General features: G+C 57.2%; 17 protein-coding genes. 5 read left to right on the top strand and 12 right to left on the bottom strand.

Annotated elements, in window-relative coordinates:
• The first annotated feature begins 125 nt into the window (after positions 1 to 125).
• A complete protein-coding gene (locus QN377_RS00690) occupies positions 126 to 1,223 on the top strand; it encodes a PQQ-dependent sugar dehydrogenase (protein WP_416194596.1) in 1,098 nt (365 codons plus the stop codon).
• A 114-nt stretch (positions 1,224 to 1,337) separates the two neighbouring features.
• On the opposite strand, the gene eco is transcribed toward QN377_RS00690, so the two are convergent.
• Positions 1,338 to 1,820: a serine protease inhibitor ecotin gene (eco, locus tag QN377_RS00685; RefSeq protein ID WP_095000169.1), complete on the bottom strand. Its 483-nt coding sequence runs from the start codon at positions 1,818 to 1,820 to the stop codon at positions 1,338 to 1,340.
• 197 nt (positions 1,821 to 2,017) lie between these two features.
• Here eco and pgm point away from each other — a divergent pair, with 197 nt between their 5' ends.
• Positions 2,018 to 3,658: a phosphoglucomutase (alpha-D-glucose-1,6-bisphosphate-dependent) gene (pgm, locus tag QN377_RS00680; protein WP_095000170.1), complete on the top strand. Its 1,641-nt coding sequence runs from the start codon at positions 2,018 to 2,020 to the stop codon at positions 3,656 to 3,658.
• 61 nt (positions 3,659 to 3,719) lie between these two features.
• Here the strand turns inward: pgm and QN377_RS00675 are convergent, their stop codons facing one another.
• From QN377_RS00675 to QN377_RS00660, 4 genes are all read right to left on the bottom strand, one after another.
• Positions 3,720 to 5,597 (bottom strand): DUF3857 domain-containing transglutaminase family protein, encoded by a 1,878-nt coding sequence (locus tag QN377_RS00675; RefSeq protein ID WP_322212860.1) that lies wholly within the window; start codon positions 5,595 to 5,597, stop codon positions 3,720 to 3,722.
• Between the two features lie 173 nt (positions 5,598 to 5,770).
• Positions 5,771 to 6,244 carry a YbaK/EbsC family protein gene (locus QN377_RS00670; protein WP_095019903.1) on the bottom strand — a complete coding sequence of 158 codons (474 nt, stop codon included), beginning with the start codon at positions 6,242 to 6,244 and terminating at the stop codon, positions 5,771 to 5,773.
• Between the two features lie 80 nt (positions 6,245 to 6,324).
• A complete protein-coding gene (locus QN377_RS00665; protein ID WP_095024649.1) occupies positions 6,325 to 7,335 on the bottom strand; it encodes a zinc-dependent alcohol dehydrogenase family protein in 1,011 nt (336 codons plus the stop codon).
• A 54-nt stretch (positions 7,336 to 7,389) separates the two neighbouring features.
• Positions 7,390 to 7,686 (bottom strand): ArsR/SmtB family transcription factor, encoded by a 297-nt coding sequence (locus tag QN377_RS00660; protein WP_019822791.1) that lies wholly within the window; start codon positions 7,684 to 7,686, stop codon positions 7,390 to 7,392.
• A gap of 250 nt (positions 7,687 to 7,936) precedes the next feature.
• Between QN377_RS00660 and hemB the strand changes: the two genes are divergently transcribed.
• Both hemB and surE read left to right on the top strand, forming a co-directional pair.
• Positions 7,937 to 8,911, top strand: a complete 975-nt coding sequence (gene hemB / locus QN377_RS00655) for a porphobilinogen synthase (protein ID WP_095000174.1) — start codon at positions 7,937 to 7,939, stop codon at positions 8,909 to 8,911.
• An 81-nt stretch (positions 8,912 to 8,992) separates the two neighbouring features.
• Positions 8,993 to 9,769, top strand: a complete 777-nt coding sequence (gene surE / locus QN377_RS00650; RefSeq protein WP_095000175.1) for a 5'/3'-nucleotidase SurE — start codon at positions 8,993 to 8,995, stop codon at positions 9,767 to 9,769.
• Here the strand turns inward: surE and QN377_RS00645 are convergent.
• The gene (locus QN377_RS00645) at positions 9,766 to 10,701 is read right to left on the bottom strand and encodes a LysR family transcriptional regulator (protein WP_095024650.1); all 936 of its coding nucleotides are present in this window, start codon (positions 10,699 to 10,701) and stop codon (positions 9,766 to 9,768) included. The two genes, surE and QN377_RS00645, sit on opposite strands and share 4 nt — an antisense overlap.
• 349 nt (positions 10,702 to 11,050) lie before the next feature.
• On the opposite strand from QN377_RS00645, the gene QN377_RS00640 reads away from it, so the two are divergent.
• Positions 11,051 to 12,349: a Wzz/FepE/Etk N-terminal domain-containing protein gene (locus QN377_RS00640; RefSeq protein ID WP_095000177.1), complete on the top strand. Its 1,299-nt coding sequence runs from the start codon at positions 11,051 to 11,053 to the stop codon at positions 12,347 to 12,349.
• Here QN377_RS00640 and modC read toward each other — a convergent pair.
• The 6 genes from modC to QN377_RS00610 form a co-directional block, all read right to left on the bottom strand.
• Positions 12,324 to 13,412: a molybdenum ABC transporter ATP-binding protein gene (modC, locus tag QN377_RS00635; protein WP_095018545.1), complete on the bottom strand. Its 1,089-nt coding sequence runs from the start codon at positions 13,410 to 13,412 to the stop codon at positions 12,324 to 12,326. The two genes, QN377_RS00640 and modC, sit on opposite strands and share 26 nt — an antisense overlap.
• Before the next feature lie 2 nt (positions 13,413 to 13,414).
• Positions 13,415 to 14,095: a molybdate ABC transporter permease subunit gene (modB, locus tag QN377_RS00630; protein ID WP_322212865.1), complete on the bottom strand. Its 681-nt coding sequence runs from the start codon at positions 14,093 to 14,095 to the stop codon at positions 13,415 to 13,417.
• Positions 14,096 to 14,863, bottom strand: coding sequence for a molybdate ABC transporter substrate-binding protein (gene modA, locus QN377_RS00625; RefSeq protein ID WP_095018546.1), 768 nt, complete (start codon positions 14,861 to 14,863; stop codon positions 14,096 to 14,098).
• Positions 14,864 to 14,987: 124 nt separating this feature from the next.
• On the bottom strand, positions 14,988 to 15,638 hold the full coding sequence (gene alkB, locus QN377_RS00620) for a DNA oxidative demethylase AlkB (protein WP_095018547.1): 651 nt from the start codon (positions 15,636 to 15,638) through the stop codon (positions 14,988 to 14,990).
• A gap of 3 nt (positions 15,639 to 15,641) precedes the next feature.
• On the bottom strand, positions 15,642 to 15,809 hold the full coding sequence (locus tag QN377_RS00615; RefSeq protein WP_095000182.1) for a hypothetical protein: 168 nt from the start codon (positions 15,807 to 15,809) through the stop codon (positions 15,642 to 15,644).
• A gap of 19 nt (positions 15,810 to 15,828) precedes the next feature.
• On the bottom strand, positions 15,829 to 16,131 hold the full coding sequence (locus tag QN377_RS00610) for a DUF1883 domain-containing protein (RefSeq protein ID WP_048379727.1): 303 nt from the start codon (positions 16,129 to 16,131) through the stop codon (positions 15,829 to 15,831).
• Between the last annotated feature and the right edge of the window lie 105 nt (positions 16,132 to 16,236).

Below are 16,236 nucleotides of genomic sequence, written 5' to 3'. Positions count from 1 at the left end.
TGCCACCGACAATCAAGCCGACCGCACCCTCGTTGCAGCCGCGGGACAAACCTTAAACGAACAAGGAATAGTTGATGTTGAGAAAAACCCTGCTGGCCACAATGTGTGCCACTTCGCTGCTCGGTATGGCGTTCACGGCCCATGCCGATGGGCAGAATACGTTTGTTTCCGAGTCCGGGGCCGTTACCGTCACGCCGGTGGTCGAAGGGCTCGATCATCCCTGGGCACTGGCCTTTTTGCCCGACAGGCAAGGCATGCTGATTACCGAGCGGGCGGGCAATCTGCGAGTTGTGAGCCCTGACGGTAAATTGTCCGCACCGCTTTCAGGTGTGCCGCAAGTGTGGGCCAAGGGGCAGGGTGGCCTGCTCGATTTGGTGTTGTCGCCCAGCTTCGGTGAAGACCGGTTGGTGTATCTGTCGTACGCCGAAGGTGGTGCAGACGGCAAGGCCGGTACCACGGTGGGCCGTGGGCGCTTGTCGGATGATTTGACCCGATTGAGCAACTTTGAAGTGATCTTTCGCCAGCAGCCGAAGCTCTCTACCGGTAACCACTTCGGCTCACGGCTGGTGTTCGATCGCGATGGCTACTTGTTTATCGCCCTTGGGGAAAACAACCAGCGTCCGACCTCACAGGATCTGGACAAGCTGCAAGGTAAGATTGCGCGCATTTACCCTGATGGGCGTGTGCCCAAGGACAACCCTTTCACAGGGCAGCAGGGGGTAAGGCCGGAAATCTGGTCATACGGCCATCGCAATCAGCAAGGCGCGGCGCTGAATCCCTGGACCGGGACCCTGTGGACCCACGAACACGGGCCAAAGGGGGGCGACGAAATCAACCTGATCGAGCGCGGTAAAAACTACGGTTGGCCGCTGGCAACCCACGGGATTGACTACTCTTCCAAGCCGATTCCAGAAGCTCAGGGCAAAATCGTGGAAGGCACTGTGGTTCCGCACCACATATGGGAAAAATCCCCGGGTATCAGCGGCATGGCTTTTTATGATTCAGATCGCTTCAAACCCTGGCAGCACAGTCTGTTTATTGGCGCCCTGGCAGACAAGGACCTGATACGCCTGCAACTGAGCGGTGACAAGGTGGTGCATGAAGAGCGCATGCTCGGCGATCTCAATGCCCGTATCCGCGATGTGCGCCAAGGCCCTGATGGCTATTTATATGTATTGACCGATGAGGATGACGGCGTGCTGTATCGCGTGGGGTTGCAATAACACTCATCAATGTGGGAGCGGGCTTGCCCGCGATGGCATCAACGCGGTCTGACCGTTCAGCCGCGTCGTCTGCATCGCAGGCAAGCCCGCTCTCACAATGAAAAATAAAAGCGCTTACTCGCTCACAGCCTGCTTGATCTGCTTGGAGGCCGACCAGATACGGTAGCGCACTTCAATATCCTTGGGCACATACACCACGATCGGCAGTTTGCTGTTGTAACGCAGCATAAAGCCTTCACCGACCACCGGCACAAACTCGGGGTGCGCCTTGCCTTCAGGGCAAGCCATCATTGTGCTCATGGGCCCGCTGACCTTGTTCAGGCGATACATCGGGTAGCCCCAACCCTTGAGGGTTTTTTCTTCCAGCTTACCGCCAAGACGCTGCTGGTTGCAGTCAACCTGCAGGGTCTTGCCCGCGATGATCTGTACCTTGTAGTCGTCTTCATTCTTTTGCTTGGGCAAATGAATGACCTGACGGCTAAAGCCTGCTTCGGCTTTTGGATAGGGAGCGACATCTTCCAGTTTGGCGGCGTTGGCCACGCTGCACAGCGTACTCAAAGACAGTAATACGGCTGCGCTGATCACCAGTGATTTCATGGTGCTTTCCTTATTTCAGAGCTAAAAATATACCTACAGTTGAATTAAACAACCTGCCCGGGATCAACTTCAGACAACTAACAGTCGATTAAAGTGCCCGTTCGGCCACCGGGTACGGATAGATTACTTCGCACCAGGGTCGAACAGCCAGTAAACTGCTTTTTTTCCTGCGAATCATTAATTTACCGAGGTTTTGCATGACACTCAGTCCTCTTGCGGGCAAGCCGGCCCCGGCTCAGTTGCTGGTCGATATTCCGCGACTGGTGACCGCTTATTACACCGGTCAACCCGATGCAGCCATTACGACCCAGCGTGTCGCCTTTGGTACTTCAGGGCACCGCGGCAGTTCATTTGAACTGAGCTTCAATGAGTGGCATGTACTTGCTATCAGCCAGGCCATTTGCCTGTATCGTCAAATGAAGGGAATCAACGGGCCGCTGTTTGTCGGTATCGACACCCATGCGCTGTCTACCCCTGCCGGCGCCAGTGCTCTGGAAGTATTTGCCGCCAATGGCGTCGAAACCATGATAGCCGCTGACGACGAATACACCCCGACGCCAGCGATTTCCCACGCAATCATTTGCTACAACCGTGGCCGCACCAGCGGGCTGGCTGATGGCGTGGTGATTACGCCTTCACACAATCCGCCAGAAAGCGGCGGTTTCAAGTACAACCCGCCCAATGGCGGCCCGGCTGATACCGATGTCACCAAGTGGATTGAAGCCAAGGCCAATGAACTGCTCGCGGCCCGGCTGGCCGGGGTCAAGCGCATAAGCTACGAGCAGGCCCTTAAAGCCAGCACTACCCATCGTCATGATTACTTGAATACCTATGTTGCCGATCTGAAAAACGTGATCGACATGGACACCCTGCGCGGCGCCAATCTGCGCCTGGGCGTAGATCCGCTGGGTGGCGCAGGTGTGCGCTACTGGTCGGCGATCGGCGAACACTACGGCCTTGATCTGGACGTGGTGAACACCTCGGTCGACCCGACGTTCCGCTTTATGTGCGTGGACTGGGATGGCCGGATCCGCATGGACCCGTCTTCCAGCTACGCCATGCAGGGCCTGATCGGCCTGAAAGAACGCTTTGACGTGGCGTTTGCCTGTGACCCGGATCACGACCGTCACGGCATTGTTACGCCATCGGGCGGTCTTTTGGCCCCGAACAACTACCTGGCTGTGTCCATCGACTACCTGTTCCGCAACCGGCCGCAATGGCGCGCCGATGCCGCCGTGGGCAAAACCGTGGTTAGCAGCGGCTTGATTGACCGGGTAGCCGCGCGTCTGGATCGTCGCCTGTATGAAGTGCCGGTAGGCTTCAAGTGGTTTGCCGATGGTCTGTTTGAAGGCTCGCTGGGGTTTGGCGGCGAAGAAAGTGCCGGCGCCTCGTTCCTGCGTCTGGACGGCAGCGTCTGGTCGACCGACAAGGACGGCCTGATTCCGTCGTTGCTGGCTGCTGAAATGACGGCGCGTACCGGTCGCGACCCTTCCCAGCTGTACCAGAAAATGACCGAAGAGCTGGGCCAGCCATTCTCCACCCGTGTCGATGCCAAGGCCACCCCGCAGCAAAAAGCGCTGTTGGGCAAGCTGTCGCCCGGGCAGGTCAAGTCGACCACGCTGGCAGGTGAGCCGATCACTCAAATCCTCAGCCATGCACCGGGCAACAATCAGGCCATCGGCGGGCTCAAGGTCATGACTGAAAACGGCTGGTTTGCTGCACGCCCTTCGGGCACTGAAGATATCTACAAGATCTACGCCGAGAGCTTTATCGGCGACGAGCACCTCAGCCGTCTGGTTGAGGAAGCGCAGGTACTGGTCGATACCGCCATCGCCTAAGCCAATAAAAAGCCCGACCCCGCAATGGGGTCGGGCTTTTTTGTGGCTCAGCGCAAAGCACTCAGCTGCGGGTGACCAGTTGCACCACTTGCTGCATGTTTTCGTTGCAGGCACGGGCTTGCTGGAGCATTGCTTCGAATGGCGCGCTCATGATTTCGTCATGGCTCAACCAGCTGTGCTTTTGCGTCATGGAGTACAGGTAACGGTACTCCTCTTTGCTGCGCTTGCTGCTCAGCTCCATATCAAACCACGGCGAGTTCACCTTGCAGGTCTTGATCTCCTTGCCAACCTCGGCCCCTGACAGGGTGATGTCGTAGGTGACTGTCTCCGGATCGGCCATGTACAAATCCGCCAGCTGACCGGTGCGGCGATAGTTCATCAGGCTGTCCCAGCGCTCGCTCGCAAAGGCGGGTTTGTATACCTGCTGCCCGGAGAGGTTTTCCAGTGGCCGAAGGTTGGTCAGCGTGGCCTGCACCTTGTATCGCTCGGGTACGACAAAGCCGGTTTTCTCGCGACTGATCTTGCAGTCGCCGATTTCCTTGCCGAAATGGTTGCACAGGTTCAGGTCGGTGGCACTGACCCCGGAGTCTGTGTCGGCGTAGCTGAGCTGCATCAGCGTCATTTGCCCCATCTGTACTTCAGCCGTGGTGCGGGCCTGGCCATCGCGATTGAAGTGTTCGAACTTCTTCACGCCCATGCTCAGGCTCGGCTGTTCTTCCGGAATATGATCCTGGTACACCTTGCCTTCGGCATCGATGACCAGTGCCCAGCGATTCTGGATATCGGGCATGCTGCGCCCCGGCATAAACACCGGGTTGGTAGGGTCCAGCCACCAGACCTGACCGTTGACTTGAGCCTTGACGATGGCGTGATTGGCTGCGCCTGTGCCAGGCAGCAACAGACCAAGCGGGTTGCTGCCACGGCTGACCCAGGCGGTTTGCGCGTTTATGTCGCTGGCCTTCAACATCGCAGTCAGCAATACGGACAGGTCTTTGCAATCGCCGTAACCGCGCTCTTCGATCTCGCTCAAGGTAAAGGTAAAGGGTACATAGCCACGATCTGTGGCTCGCCAGTCACCCATATAACGGTATTGCTCGTGGATGTACTGCATCACGCCTGACACTCGCCCGGCGGCAGGCAAACCCATGAGGCCCGAAACAACCTTGGCGGCGCCCGCAGGCAGGCTGGCGCCGAGGATTTGCTGATACCGCGCGGCGAGGTTGCCGAAGTGATCCTGCACCTGGCTGGAACTGGCGATTTCAACCCGTGGCATCTGGCGGATATAGGCGTTGCCGGCTTCGTTGATGTAGTTCACGAAGCGCGGTTTTTGCTGCTCGATCACCAGGGTCTTGTTGTCGGAAGAGGGGTTGAAGGTAAAGTCCTCCATCAACTCACTGCGCCAGACCATCGGCTGCTCAGCGGTGAACGTGCTTTTGAAGGCATCCGAGCGCACGGGGGCAGGGCCGAACATCATCGGGTAGTGGAAGTGCTCCATCAGCGGTTTCGCCACCGTATGCTCACGCACGGTGTACATGATACGGGTGCCGATGCGCAGGTTGGGGAAAGCGATCGATGTTTGCCGCGCTCGCTGAAAACCCTGGTCGGGGTTGGGGGCCATGCGCGTATCGATTTGCGAGGGGGCCAGCGCGACCGGTTTGCCACCGGGTTGTGTCGACTGGGCGTCAATGATCTCCAGCCGATCCGTTTCGGGGAAGCTGAAGTCGATGCGCGACAGCATCTCGCGGCCATTGTTGGTCAGGATGGTATAGCGGTACGTGGTAGTGCAGTCGGTGCTGGTGTCTTTGTTGAAATGGCAGTTTTTTGCTGTTTCGCCAGCCAGAGCAGCCTCTGACGCCGGTTGCAATGCCGCGTAAGACGGCAGGCTGACGATCCCCAGTGTTGCGCAAATCAATGATTTGCTGAAAGTAAAGCGGTGCATGAGCGCCTCAGGTCGTTCCCTTGAAACAGCACCCTGCGACGTTTTAGTTATGTTGATAGACGGTTGCAGGATGCTGCGCGAACAGCGGATGATAATCGATCGCAACTGTATTTTCTACATTGTCAGACAATCAACCTCGCGCAGATGCCCGTTCCAGAGCCTTTTCCTGGAATTCAGGCGGCAGGTAGGGGCTGACACACATCGACCCATTTCGCGTTAACCAGATCCGCCATGCGTGTCGGGCAAATTTTCACCGCCGTATGCGTGGCCCCGGCTGCAGGCATGACTTCGCTAAAGCTTTGCAGGGAAATATCGCAGTACACGGCAAGATCGGTGGCCAAGCCGAATGGGCAAACACCCCCCACCGGATGGCTGGTCAAGGCAACGACGGTTTCGGCATCGAGCATTTTGGCTTTGCTGCCCAGGGCATCCTTGATTTTTTTGTTATCGATACGTGCATCGCCGCGGGCCACCAGCAGAACGTTGCGTTCGCCGACGCGAAAGGCCAGGGTTTTGGCGATTTGACCAGGTTCCACCCCATGGGCCTCGGCCGCCAGAGCGACCGTCGCGGTGCTGGTGGCCAATTCGATAATGTGCAGGTCAGGGGCGTTGGCGTGAAAAAATGCGCGTACGGATTCAAGGCTCATCAGACTCGGCTCTCTGGGCAAAAGCCTGAATCTAGAGAAGCCGATGACGCACTGTCAATGCGCCATCGGCGATGTCGCGGTTAGATGTCCAGAATGATCTTGCCGAAATGCTGGTTGGTTTCCTGGTACTTGAAAGCCTCGACAATGTCCGTCAGGGGGAAGTGGCGATCTATTACAGGGCGCATGCCGTTGGCATTGATGGCGCGAATCATGTCTTGCTGCTGGCTGCGGCTACCGACCAGCACGCCTTGCAGGCGGGCTTGCTTGACCAGCATCGGGACAAAGTTCATTGCGCCGCTAACGCCGCTGAGGATGCCGATGATCGAGATATGCCCGCCCACACGGATGGCAATCATCGACTGTTCAAGTGTCGCAGGGCCGCCGACTTCAATAATGTGGTCAACACCGCGCCCGCCGGTGAGGGCCAGGGCGGTTTCACCCCAGTGGGTGTCCTTGCGGTAGTTGATCACGTGGTCTGCGCCCAGCGCTTTGAGGCGCTCCAGTTTTTCATCGCTGGAGGAGGTGGCAATGACCGTTGCACCGGCCATCTTGGCGAACTGCAGGGCGAAAATCGAAACACCGCCGGTGCCTTGCACCAATACCGTGTCGCCCGGCTTGAGCGAATCGTCGGCCATCAATGCGCGCCATGCGGTCAGGCCGGCTGTAGTCAGGGTTGACGCTTCGGCATGGCTCCAGCGGGTGGGTGCCAGGGTGAAGGACGTGGCTTTGGCGGTTACCTGCTCGCGGGCATAACCGTCGATGCCATCACCGGGTACGGTAACAAAACCTTCAACCAGAGGGGTGCCGTCGATCCAGTCCGGGAAGAAGGTGCTGACCACCGAATCTCCCACCTTGAATTCGCTGACATCGGCGCCAACGGCAATTACTTCGCCTGCGCCATCGGCCATGGGGATGCGATTTTCGCTCGGACCCCACATGCCGCTTACGACAGCAAAATCATGGTAGTTCAGTGAGTTGGCGTGCAAACGTACAGTGATTTCGCCGTTCCCGGGGGCGCGCGCTTCACTGCTGCCAACCACTACATTGTCATAACCGCCGCCAGGTTGGACGAAAATCGCTTTGGTGCTCATGGGGCTTCCTCATATTTTTACATTGCGCGAAATAACGAAATGTATAATTAAAAATTACAACTCGATTTTCAGCCTAGCCGCAAAGTCATCGATCGCCTGTTCATTGCGTCGGTAGTAGGTCCACTTGCCGATGCGGGTGGTCAGGACGAAGCCGGCGCGCTGCAAGATAGCCAAATGCGCCGAAGCAGTAGAAGGCGACAACCCGGCCTTGTGCTGCAGATGGGTCACGCACACGCCGATGGCAGGATCACCGTGATCCTGAGGCGGGAAATTGCTGAGCGGGTCTTTGAGCCACTCCATCATTTGCATGCGAGTGTCATTGCCCAGGGCTTTGAGCTGTTCGAGTATCATGGTCGGCAATGTTACGCTTTTTAACGAAATGTTCAAGCATATGACCGATTGCCCTGGCCTGTGCGCGGGCTTGCTCGCGATACAGGTAATGAGGTGTAGCTGTCAGCCCCGGCATTTCCCTCAAGAAACACCCCGCGACCACCGGCCGCAGGCCGGGCGGATGTTTTGCAATTGCAGGATCAATCCTGTATTTGTTGCGCCATTGAGCCAAGGCTCGTCTGTTTTTTGAATCTGCCCATCAGGAACCATGATGCCTAACCAGTTCCCCGCTGTACGTCCGCGCCGCCTGCGCCGCTCCCAGACCCTTCGCGACATGTTTCAGGAAACCGAATTCAGCCTGAATGATCTGGTGCTGCCGATTTTTGTCGAAGAAGAAATCGACGATTTTGTGCCGATCACCAGCATGCCCGGTGTGATGCGTATTCCCGAGTCAAAACTGGCCGGTGAAATCGAGCGTTACGCCCGTGCGGGTATCAAGTCGGTGATGCTGTTCGGTGTTTCCCATCATCTGGACGCAACCGGCAGCGATGCCATGCGTGAAGATGGCCTGGTGTCGCGCATGGTGCGTATCAGCAAGGATGCCGCGCCGGACATGGTGGTGATGAGCGACACCTGCTTTTGTGAATACACCTCCCACGGCCATTGCGGCGTGATGCATGACCACGGCGTCGACAACGACGCGACCCTGATCAACCTGGGCAAGCAGGCAGTTGCCGCTGCAGCGGCCGGTGCCGACTTTATCTCGCCATCAGCGGCCATGGACGGCCAGGTGCAGGCCATCCGCAGCGCCCTGGACGGTGCAGGGTTTACCGACACCTCGATCATGGCGTACTCCACCAAGTTTGCCTCGGCCCTCTATGGCCCGTTCCGTGAAGCTGGGGGCAGCGCGCTCAAGGGCGACCGCAAGTCTTATCAGATGAACCCGATGAACCGCCGTGAAGCAATCCGTGAGTCATTGCTGGACGAGCAGGAAGGCGCAGATGTGCTGATGGTCAAGCCTGCCGGTGCCTATCTGGACATTATTCGCGATATCCGCCAGGCCTCGCATCTGCCATTGGCGGCTTACCAGGTGAGCGGCGAATACGCGATGATCAAATTTGGCGCCCAGGCCGGGGCCATCGACGAGGCCCGCGTCGTTCGCGAGAGCCTTGGGTCGATCAAGCGTGCCGGTGCCGACATGATCCTGACTTATTTCGCGATGGATCTGGCCCTGCAGGGAATTTAAGGGATAGTTGCAAGCTGCAAGCATCAAGCTAGTTTTATCTGATAGCTTGCAGCTGCTTCATCCCACTCAAGGAGCCCCCTCATGCCAGACGCTCGACTCGAACGAATCTTGATCACCAACGACGACGGGATCGACGCTCCAGGCCTTGCAGTGCTGGAAGCGGTGGCCCGTGAGTTGGCGGACGAAGTGTGGGTCGTGGCGCCTGACCATGACCAGAGCGGTATATCCACGGCAATCAGTATTCACCACCCCTTGCGCGTCACAAAACGTGGCGAGCGGCGTTTTTCGGTTTCAGGAACACCGGCAGACTGTGTCGCGATGGCCTTGCAGCAGTTGTTGGATAAACCCCCGCAGCTGTTGCTCTCCGGCATCAACAAAGGTGCCAACCTTGGGGTTGAAACCCTGTTTTCAGGAACCGTGGGTGCTGCCATGACGGGCTTGTTGATGGGCGTTCCATCCATCGCCTTGAGCCAGTACTTTACCCGCCGCAGCTCGGTACGCTGGGAAACGGCCCGTGCACTGGCCCCTGGTGTTATCCGGCAACTATTGGGCAAGGGCTGGGAGCAGTCGGCGTGCCTGAACATCAACTTCCCTGACGTGCCTGCCGATGAGGCCGGCCCGATCCAGATCACCCGCCAGGGCGCCGGTCGCATGGACGGGGTGGAAGCCATCGAGCGTACCGACTTTCGCGAAGCCAAGTATTACTGGCTCAGCATCACTCGCCACCAGCACCCGGAAGCGCTGGATACCGAAACCCGCGTGGTCACCCAGGGTGGTATTTCAGTGACACCACTGGAGTTTGATCGCACCGCCATCGCCTTGCGCGAGCATCTGCGTACGGCGGTTCAAGTCGTCTAAGCCCAGTGCGCCGGGTCATCGACGATGGCCTGGTGTCTTTCAAGCACTTTGGGTATCTCCTCTTTCAAAAACTCGACCCAAGTCTTGACCTTGGCATCCAGAAATCGCCGGGAAGGGTAGAGTGCATAGATGTTTTTTTCATGCAGCCGATAATGCGGCAGCAGGCGCACCAGTGAGCCGCGCTGGTAAGAACCCACCGCCACATAATCAGGCAGCAGGCAGATTCCAAGCCCGGCCTCGGCGGCCTTCGCCATGGCCTCGGCCACGTTGACCTGAAATACGTTACCGGGGCGGATGACTTGCTCGCCCTCATCATCACGAAAGGTCCAGCTGTCGGTAAACAATGGGTCAACCAGATGCAGGCAGCGGTGTTGGTGCAGATCCTCAGGAACCTTCGGGATGTTCCGACCCTCGAGGTAGGAAGGCGCAGCACTGATGACACTGAAAATGCTGCCCAGCGGTTGGCCGATCAATTCCGAGTCCGGCAGGTGGGCCGACAGGGTAATCACCAGATCATGGCCCTCCTCAAGCAGATCGGGCTGGCGTTGTGACAGTGTGAGATCGACATGGACTTGCGGATACAGCTCCGTGTAACGGGCTACCAGCGGTGCCAGTAGCTGGATCCCCAGGCCTGTAGTTGATTGCACACGCAAATGGCCACGGGGGATCAAGTGCGCCCCCGCTGCTTCAGCATTTGCATCTTCAATCTCGCTCAGTATCAACCGGCAGCGTTCCAGGTAACGCGCACCCACCTCGGTCAAGGCCAGGCGCCGTGTGCTGCGCTGCAGCAACCGTGCTTGCAGCGAGGACTCAAGCTCTGACAGCAACCGTGAGGTTTGCGCCGTTGAATAACCCAGAGCCTGCGCCGCAGCGGTAAAGCTGCCGGTTTCGACTACGCGGACAAACACCCGCATCGCCTGAAAAATATCCATTCTGATTATTACCCCACACGTAAGCGTGCTTTCTTGTGGCGGCAATAATTACACAGTCCAGGAAGCTGTGCCGTCCTGGCGTGGAGATTCGATGAAAACGGCACAGACACATTGTTATTTTGCCTTTATTTTTTGTGAGGCAATTCTCATTAGAAACTAGGGTGCATCCTATTTTTAATAAAGATGTTGGATATCATTTTCTAATTACTTGCTTTTGTTGTTCTATGTGCTTGATTTATAAAGATGCGAATTTTTCTAGGAATTGCCTGTCAAACACATTGCGTCATCATGTGATCGATACGCCCTCAGTAGCCAGCTTGACTAAGCTTTATTTACAAGGTGCATTCATTTGACTATTCATCAGTACCCACAAGGACGTAAAGTCGACGCTGAGATCGATTTTTTTGACTTGATCCATTCTTTTTGGCGACAAAAAAAACTGATTGGCGGCACCGTAGTCATTGCCGGATTGATGGCACTTGGCTATGTGTCGTTTGCGCAACAGGTCTATCAAACCAGCAGCCTGCTGCGCCCTGCAGCTATCAATGAGCTTGATGCCCTTAACCGCTCCCAGGTTTATACCCTGCCTGCTGCTGATGCCTTGCTTAAAGTTGGCCTGGCACTTGAGTCTTATGAAAACCGGTTGAGTTTTTTTCGCGACCACCAGGACTTGTTCAAACCTTTGGTACAACCTGGCAGAAGTCTGGAGCAAAGCTTCGAAGTGTTTAACCGGGATGCATTCAATCTGGTTCAGCCTGCGCCCAATAAGGCCAGTTCAGATAATCCTTATCTCAAGCTGGAGCTAACATACCCGGCCTCCCTTGATGGGGTTGCGATTCTCAATGGTTTTGTTGACTACGCGATCACCAAGCAGCGCGAGCAAATCAGTGCCGACCTCAAGGTTATTATTGGTAACCGGCTCAGAGAGCTGGACGCCCAGATAAATGCCGCACGCTCAAGCTATACATCTGATAAAGAAGAAAAAATTGCCACATTCCTTGAAACTGACAGCCTCCAAAAGGCGCAGTTGGAGGATGAGCTGAAGGCCTTGCGCCTGCAGCTGAAAATCGAGCGGGAAGCGCGCATACAGCAGCTTGACGAAGCTATCGCCATTGCCAAATCCCTGGGTATTACCCGTCCGACCACACCGTCGGCGATGGCTGATGCGGCGCAGGGCTCATCGGCCAGGCTGGTGCGCACCGAAATCACTTCGCAAAGTATCCCCTTGTACTTTATGGGGTCCCAGGCCTTGGAGGCCGAGCGTGCAGCCTTGCTCAAGCGAACCACGGACGATTTTACCGATAACCGTATCTCGCAGATCCGCAAAAAGATTCAATTGCTTGAGGTCAATCGCCAGGTCGAAATGCTTGGTAAACGCTCAAATGAGGATGTATTCCTCAATGACATCGAGCCCTTGCGTGCCGAAGCCGTGCGCCTTGGCCGCCTGAATACGGATATGAGCCAGCTTGGGTTGGTCAGTATTGATCGCAAGGCACAGATGCCGACTGATCCGATCAAGCCGAAAAAGGCCCTGATAGTCGCTCTGGCACTTGTTCTGGGCCTGTTGGCGGGGCTGACGATTGCGACCGTGCGCTTCCTGCTCCAGCGGCGCAAGCAAGGCATCAGGCCAGAACAGCCACCGATTTGATCTGCGCCCATAGTAATTGCCCGGGGTGCAGGCCCAATTGGTCCCGGGAGTAACGGGTTATCCGGGCGAGCAGGGGAGTGCCGTCGGCATCCAGGCGTATCAGCACATGAGCCTGGTTGTCGGCGGCCGTTTCGCTGACCACCCTTGCATGCAAGCTATTAAGGATGCTGCTTTGCTCCGACGGGGCCAGGGTCAGGCTGATATCCCGGGCTTGCACTTTGACGCGCAACGGCTGGCCGATGGCCATTGAGGCATGGGCAACCCTCAGCTGCTGGGCGCTGCCGGGCAGGTGCAGAGTCAACAGCTGGTAGTTTAGGTTGTAATCGCTGACCCGGCCCTCAATCACCACTGCGGCATCATTCCCGCGCGCCAGTGGCAGGTCGAGCCTGGCAAGGGTTTCACTGACAGGGCCGCTGGCCAATACCTTGCCCTCGCTGAGCAACACAATATGATCGGCCAGGCGCGCAACTTCGTCCAGAGAATGACTGACGTAGAGCACGGGGATATCCAGTTCGGCGTGCAGGCGCTCAAGGTAGGGCAGTATTTCGCCTTTGCGCTGGTTGTCCAGTGCGGCCAGGGGCTCGTCCATCAACAGCAGTTGCGGGCTGGTGAGCAAGGCCCGGGCGATACCGACCCGCTGGCGTTCGCCGCCGGACAGGTTGTGCGGTGCACGCGTCAACAGGTGGGTGATGCCCAGTAGTTCGGTGGCATGGGCAAGATCCACTCGACGTTCCTGATGGGCAATGCGCTTGAGGCCGAATTCAAGATTGGCCCGCACCGACAGGTGGGGGAACAGGCTCGCTTCTTGAAAGATATAGCCCAGCGCCCGCTGGTGCACCGGTACGAAGTGATTGCGCTGGCTGTCTTGCCAGATGTGATCATTGACCTGTACATAGGCCTGGCTGGCGCGTTCGAGACCGGCGATACAACGCAGACAGGTGGTCTTGCCCGAGCCGGAGTGACCGTAGAGGGCGGTGACCCCCTTGCCCGGCAGTTGCAGGTCCAGGTCGAGAGCAAAACCGGGGTAGCGGTGCTGCAACCGAAGGTTGATCTGCGACGTCATCTTCAGCTCCAGCCGGTTTGCGATTTGCGGCTTGAATACAACGCCAGCAGCACCAGAAAGGAAAACACCACCATCGCCCCTGCCAGCCAGTGTGCCTGAGCATACTCCAGTGCCTCGACATGGTCGTAGATCTGCACCGAGACCACACGGGTTTTTTCCGGGATATTGCCGCCGATCATCAGTACCACGCCAAACTCACCGACCGTATGGGCAAACCCTAAAATAGAGGCCGTTATAAAGCCGGGTCGGGCCAGAGGTACAATGACGCTGAAGAAGGTATCCCACGGGTTGGCCCGCAGAGTCGCGGCGACTTCAAGCGGTCTGGGGCCAATGGCCGTAAATGCATTCTGCAAAGGCTGCACGACAAAGGGCATGGAGTAGATCACCGAACCGATCACCAGCCCGGCGAAACTGAAAGTCAGTGTGCCCAGACCCAGGTACTGGGTGAGCTGGCCAACATAACCATTGGGCCCCATCGCCAGCAGCAGATAGAAACCTATGACAGTGGGCGGTAAAACCAGTGGCAGGGCCACAATCGCCCCGATGGGGCCGCGCAACCGCGAGCGGGTGTGCGTTAACCACAGGGCGATGGGAGTGCCGACCAGCAACAAAATGAGGGTGGTCAGCGACGCCAGTTGCAGAGTCAGCCAGATGGCTGCGAAGTCAGCACTCGTGAGCGGCATTTACAGGTGGTAACCATAGGATTTGATAATGGTGGTGGCCTTAGGACCTTTAAGGTAGTCGGCAAGGGCCTTGGCAGCAGGGTTGTTTTCGCCTTTTTTGAGGATAACGGCATCTTGCCGGATCGGGTCGTGCATCGCCTCGGGCACAATCCAGGCCGAACCGTCGCTGACTTTGCCGTTTTTGTAGATCTGCGACAGGGCGACAAAGCCCAGCTCGGCATTGCCCGTGGAAACGAACTGGTAGGCCTGGGTAATGTTCTGGCCTTCAACGATCTTGTTCTTGACCTTGTCAGTCAGGTCCAGTTTGGCCAGCACTTGCGTTGCTGCCAGGCCGTAGGGCGCGGCTTTGGGGTTGGCGATCGACAGATGCGTGTACTGATTGGCCAGCAGCGCTTTGTCGGTGCCATCGATATAACCCTCTTTGGCTGACCACAGCGCCAGGGTGCCAATGGCGTAGGTGAAGCGTGAACCGGGAACGGTATCGCCTTCTTTTTCAAGTCTCTCGGGGGTGGTGTCATCTGCGGCCAGAAACACTTCGAATGGTGCACCGTTCTTGATCTGGGTATAGAACTGGCCTGTTGCGCCATAGGCCGCTATCAACTTGTGCCCGGTGTCTTTTTCAAAGTCGCTGGCAATGGCCTGGATTGGCGCCGTGAAGTTGGCTGCCACGGCAACCTGCACTTCATCGGCCTGGACCGAAGTGAATGCGGTACATCCGATCAGAACAGCCAGCGCGGCAGGGATAAAGGGGCGGGCACGAACATTCATGGCAAAACTCCGTTTTTATTAGGCCGTGTCAGGCGTTGGCAAGATATCCGCTATATAGAAATATTTACAGCGCTTTGTCAGCGTGCGTGCGAGGAAAGGGGGAAGTGAAGCAGGTAACTGCGGCTCAGCCTGCCTGACGCAGGGTGATATTGATCCGCTGTTCGCCCAACAGTGAGTGATGCCCGGGCTTGATGGGCATTACTCCGTGATACCGCAGGCGGTCAACGCCGCCCCAGACCATGATGTCGCCGTGAAACAATGCTATTCGTTGAGTCGGGTCACTTCGTTCGAAACCGCCAAACTGAAAAATCGCCGGCAGCCCCAGAGAAATGGAAACAATCGGTGCGGTATGGCAGCGCTCGTTTTTATCCTGATGCAGCGACATTTTTGCGCCTGGCGCATAGGCATTGATCAAGCAGGAATCAGGGACAAAACCGCTAAAGCCTGCGCTGCTGGCCGCCGCTGCAGCCAGCGCCAGGAAGACGCCGGGCATGGCTGGCCAGGGTCGGGCACTTAGCGGATCGAGCGGACTGTAATGGTAACCATCGCGGTCAGTGGTCCAGCCCAGAGCACCGCAACTGCTCAGTCGGGCGGACATGGTGTAGCCACCGGGCGTCTGCATCTGGCGCAAGGGTGCCTGCAGCAGAACGCTATCAAGGGCTGCCAGCAGCTCCTTGGCCTTGGGCAAGGCAAACCCGCGAAGCGCAAACGCCTGGTCGCTGATACGCTCGACACGGGCGGGCTGCTGCAGGTCCTGCTCGGCAAACAAGTCCACGGCTTAAAGTGCCTTGCTTGCCTTGATGTCGGTAATTACTTCGTCAGCATCGCCATGGATCTTTTCAAGTGCTGCGCGAGCTTCTTGTTCCGATCCCGACTGGAGCTGGGCAAACTCGAAACGACGCTCGCCGTTGAGCTTGTACTTGATCACGTACTTGGTGGTTTGCACGGTAATTCCTGCTTTGGGTTTAGCGAAGTTTGGAGCTTGAGCGACGCACGATTTTAATGGTCGGCTTGAAGCTTGGCTTGCGGGTTACGCTGATGGCACGGCTGGTCACGGTATCGATGGTGATGTTCCAGAAACCGGTGCTCGGCGCGGTGATGCGGGCCGGGAAGTCCTTGAAGGCGCCGCCATGGTAGGAGTGGCGGCCACCATTTTTAAAACTGCGGAAGTGCGCATCGCTCATCAGGCGGATGTTGCAAGGCTGGGAGCACTCGATGACGACGATGTCGTCTTCGTTGAGGTGCTCGCGCTGGTGAATAAATTTCATGGTGTCTCCAAAAACGTGAATCTGCTGAATAATCAGCACGATAGCATGTGCTTCAGCCCTATCAGGGGGCTAAAGCCGAGTATTATGCCGTGATGCGGGTGAGTT

Source organism: Pseudomonas sp. CCC4.1 (assembly GCF_035019225.1).
Classification (GTDB): domain Bacteria; phylum Pseudomonadota; class Gammaproteobacteria; order Pseudomonadales; family Pseudomonadaceae; genus Aquipseudomonas; species Aquipseudomonas bubulae.
Note: the sequence above shows the minus strand (reverse complement) of the source record. Positions and strands in the feature narration are given on the sequence as shown.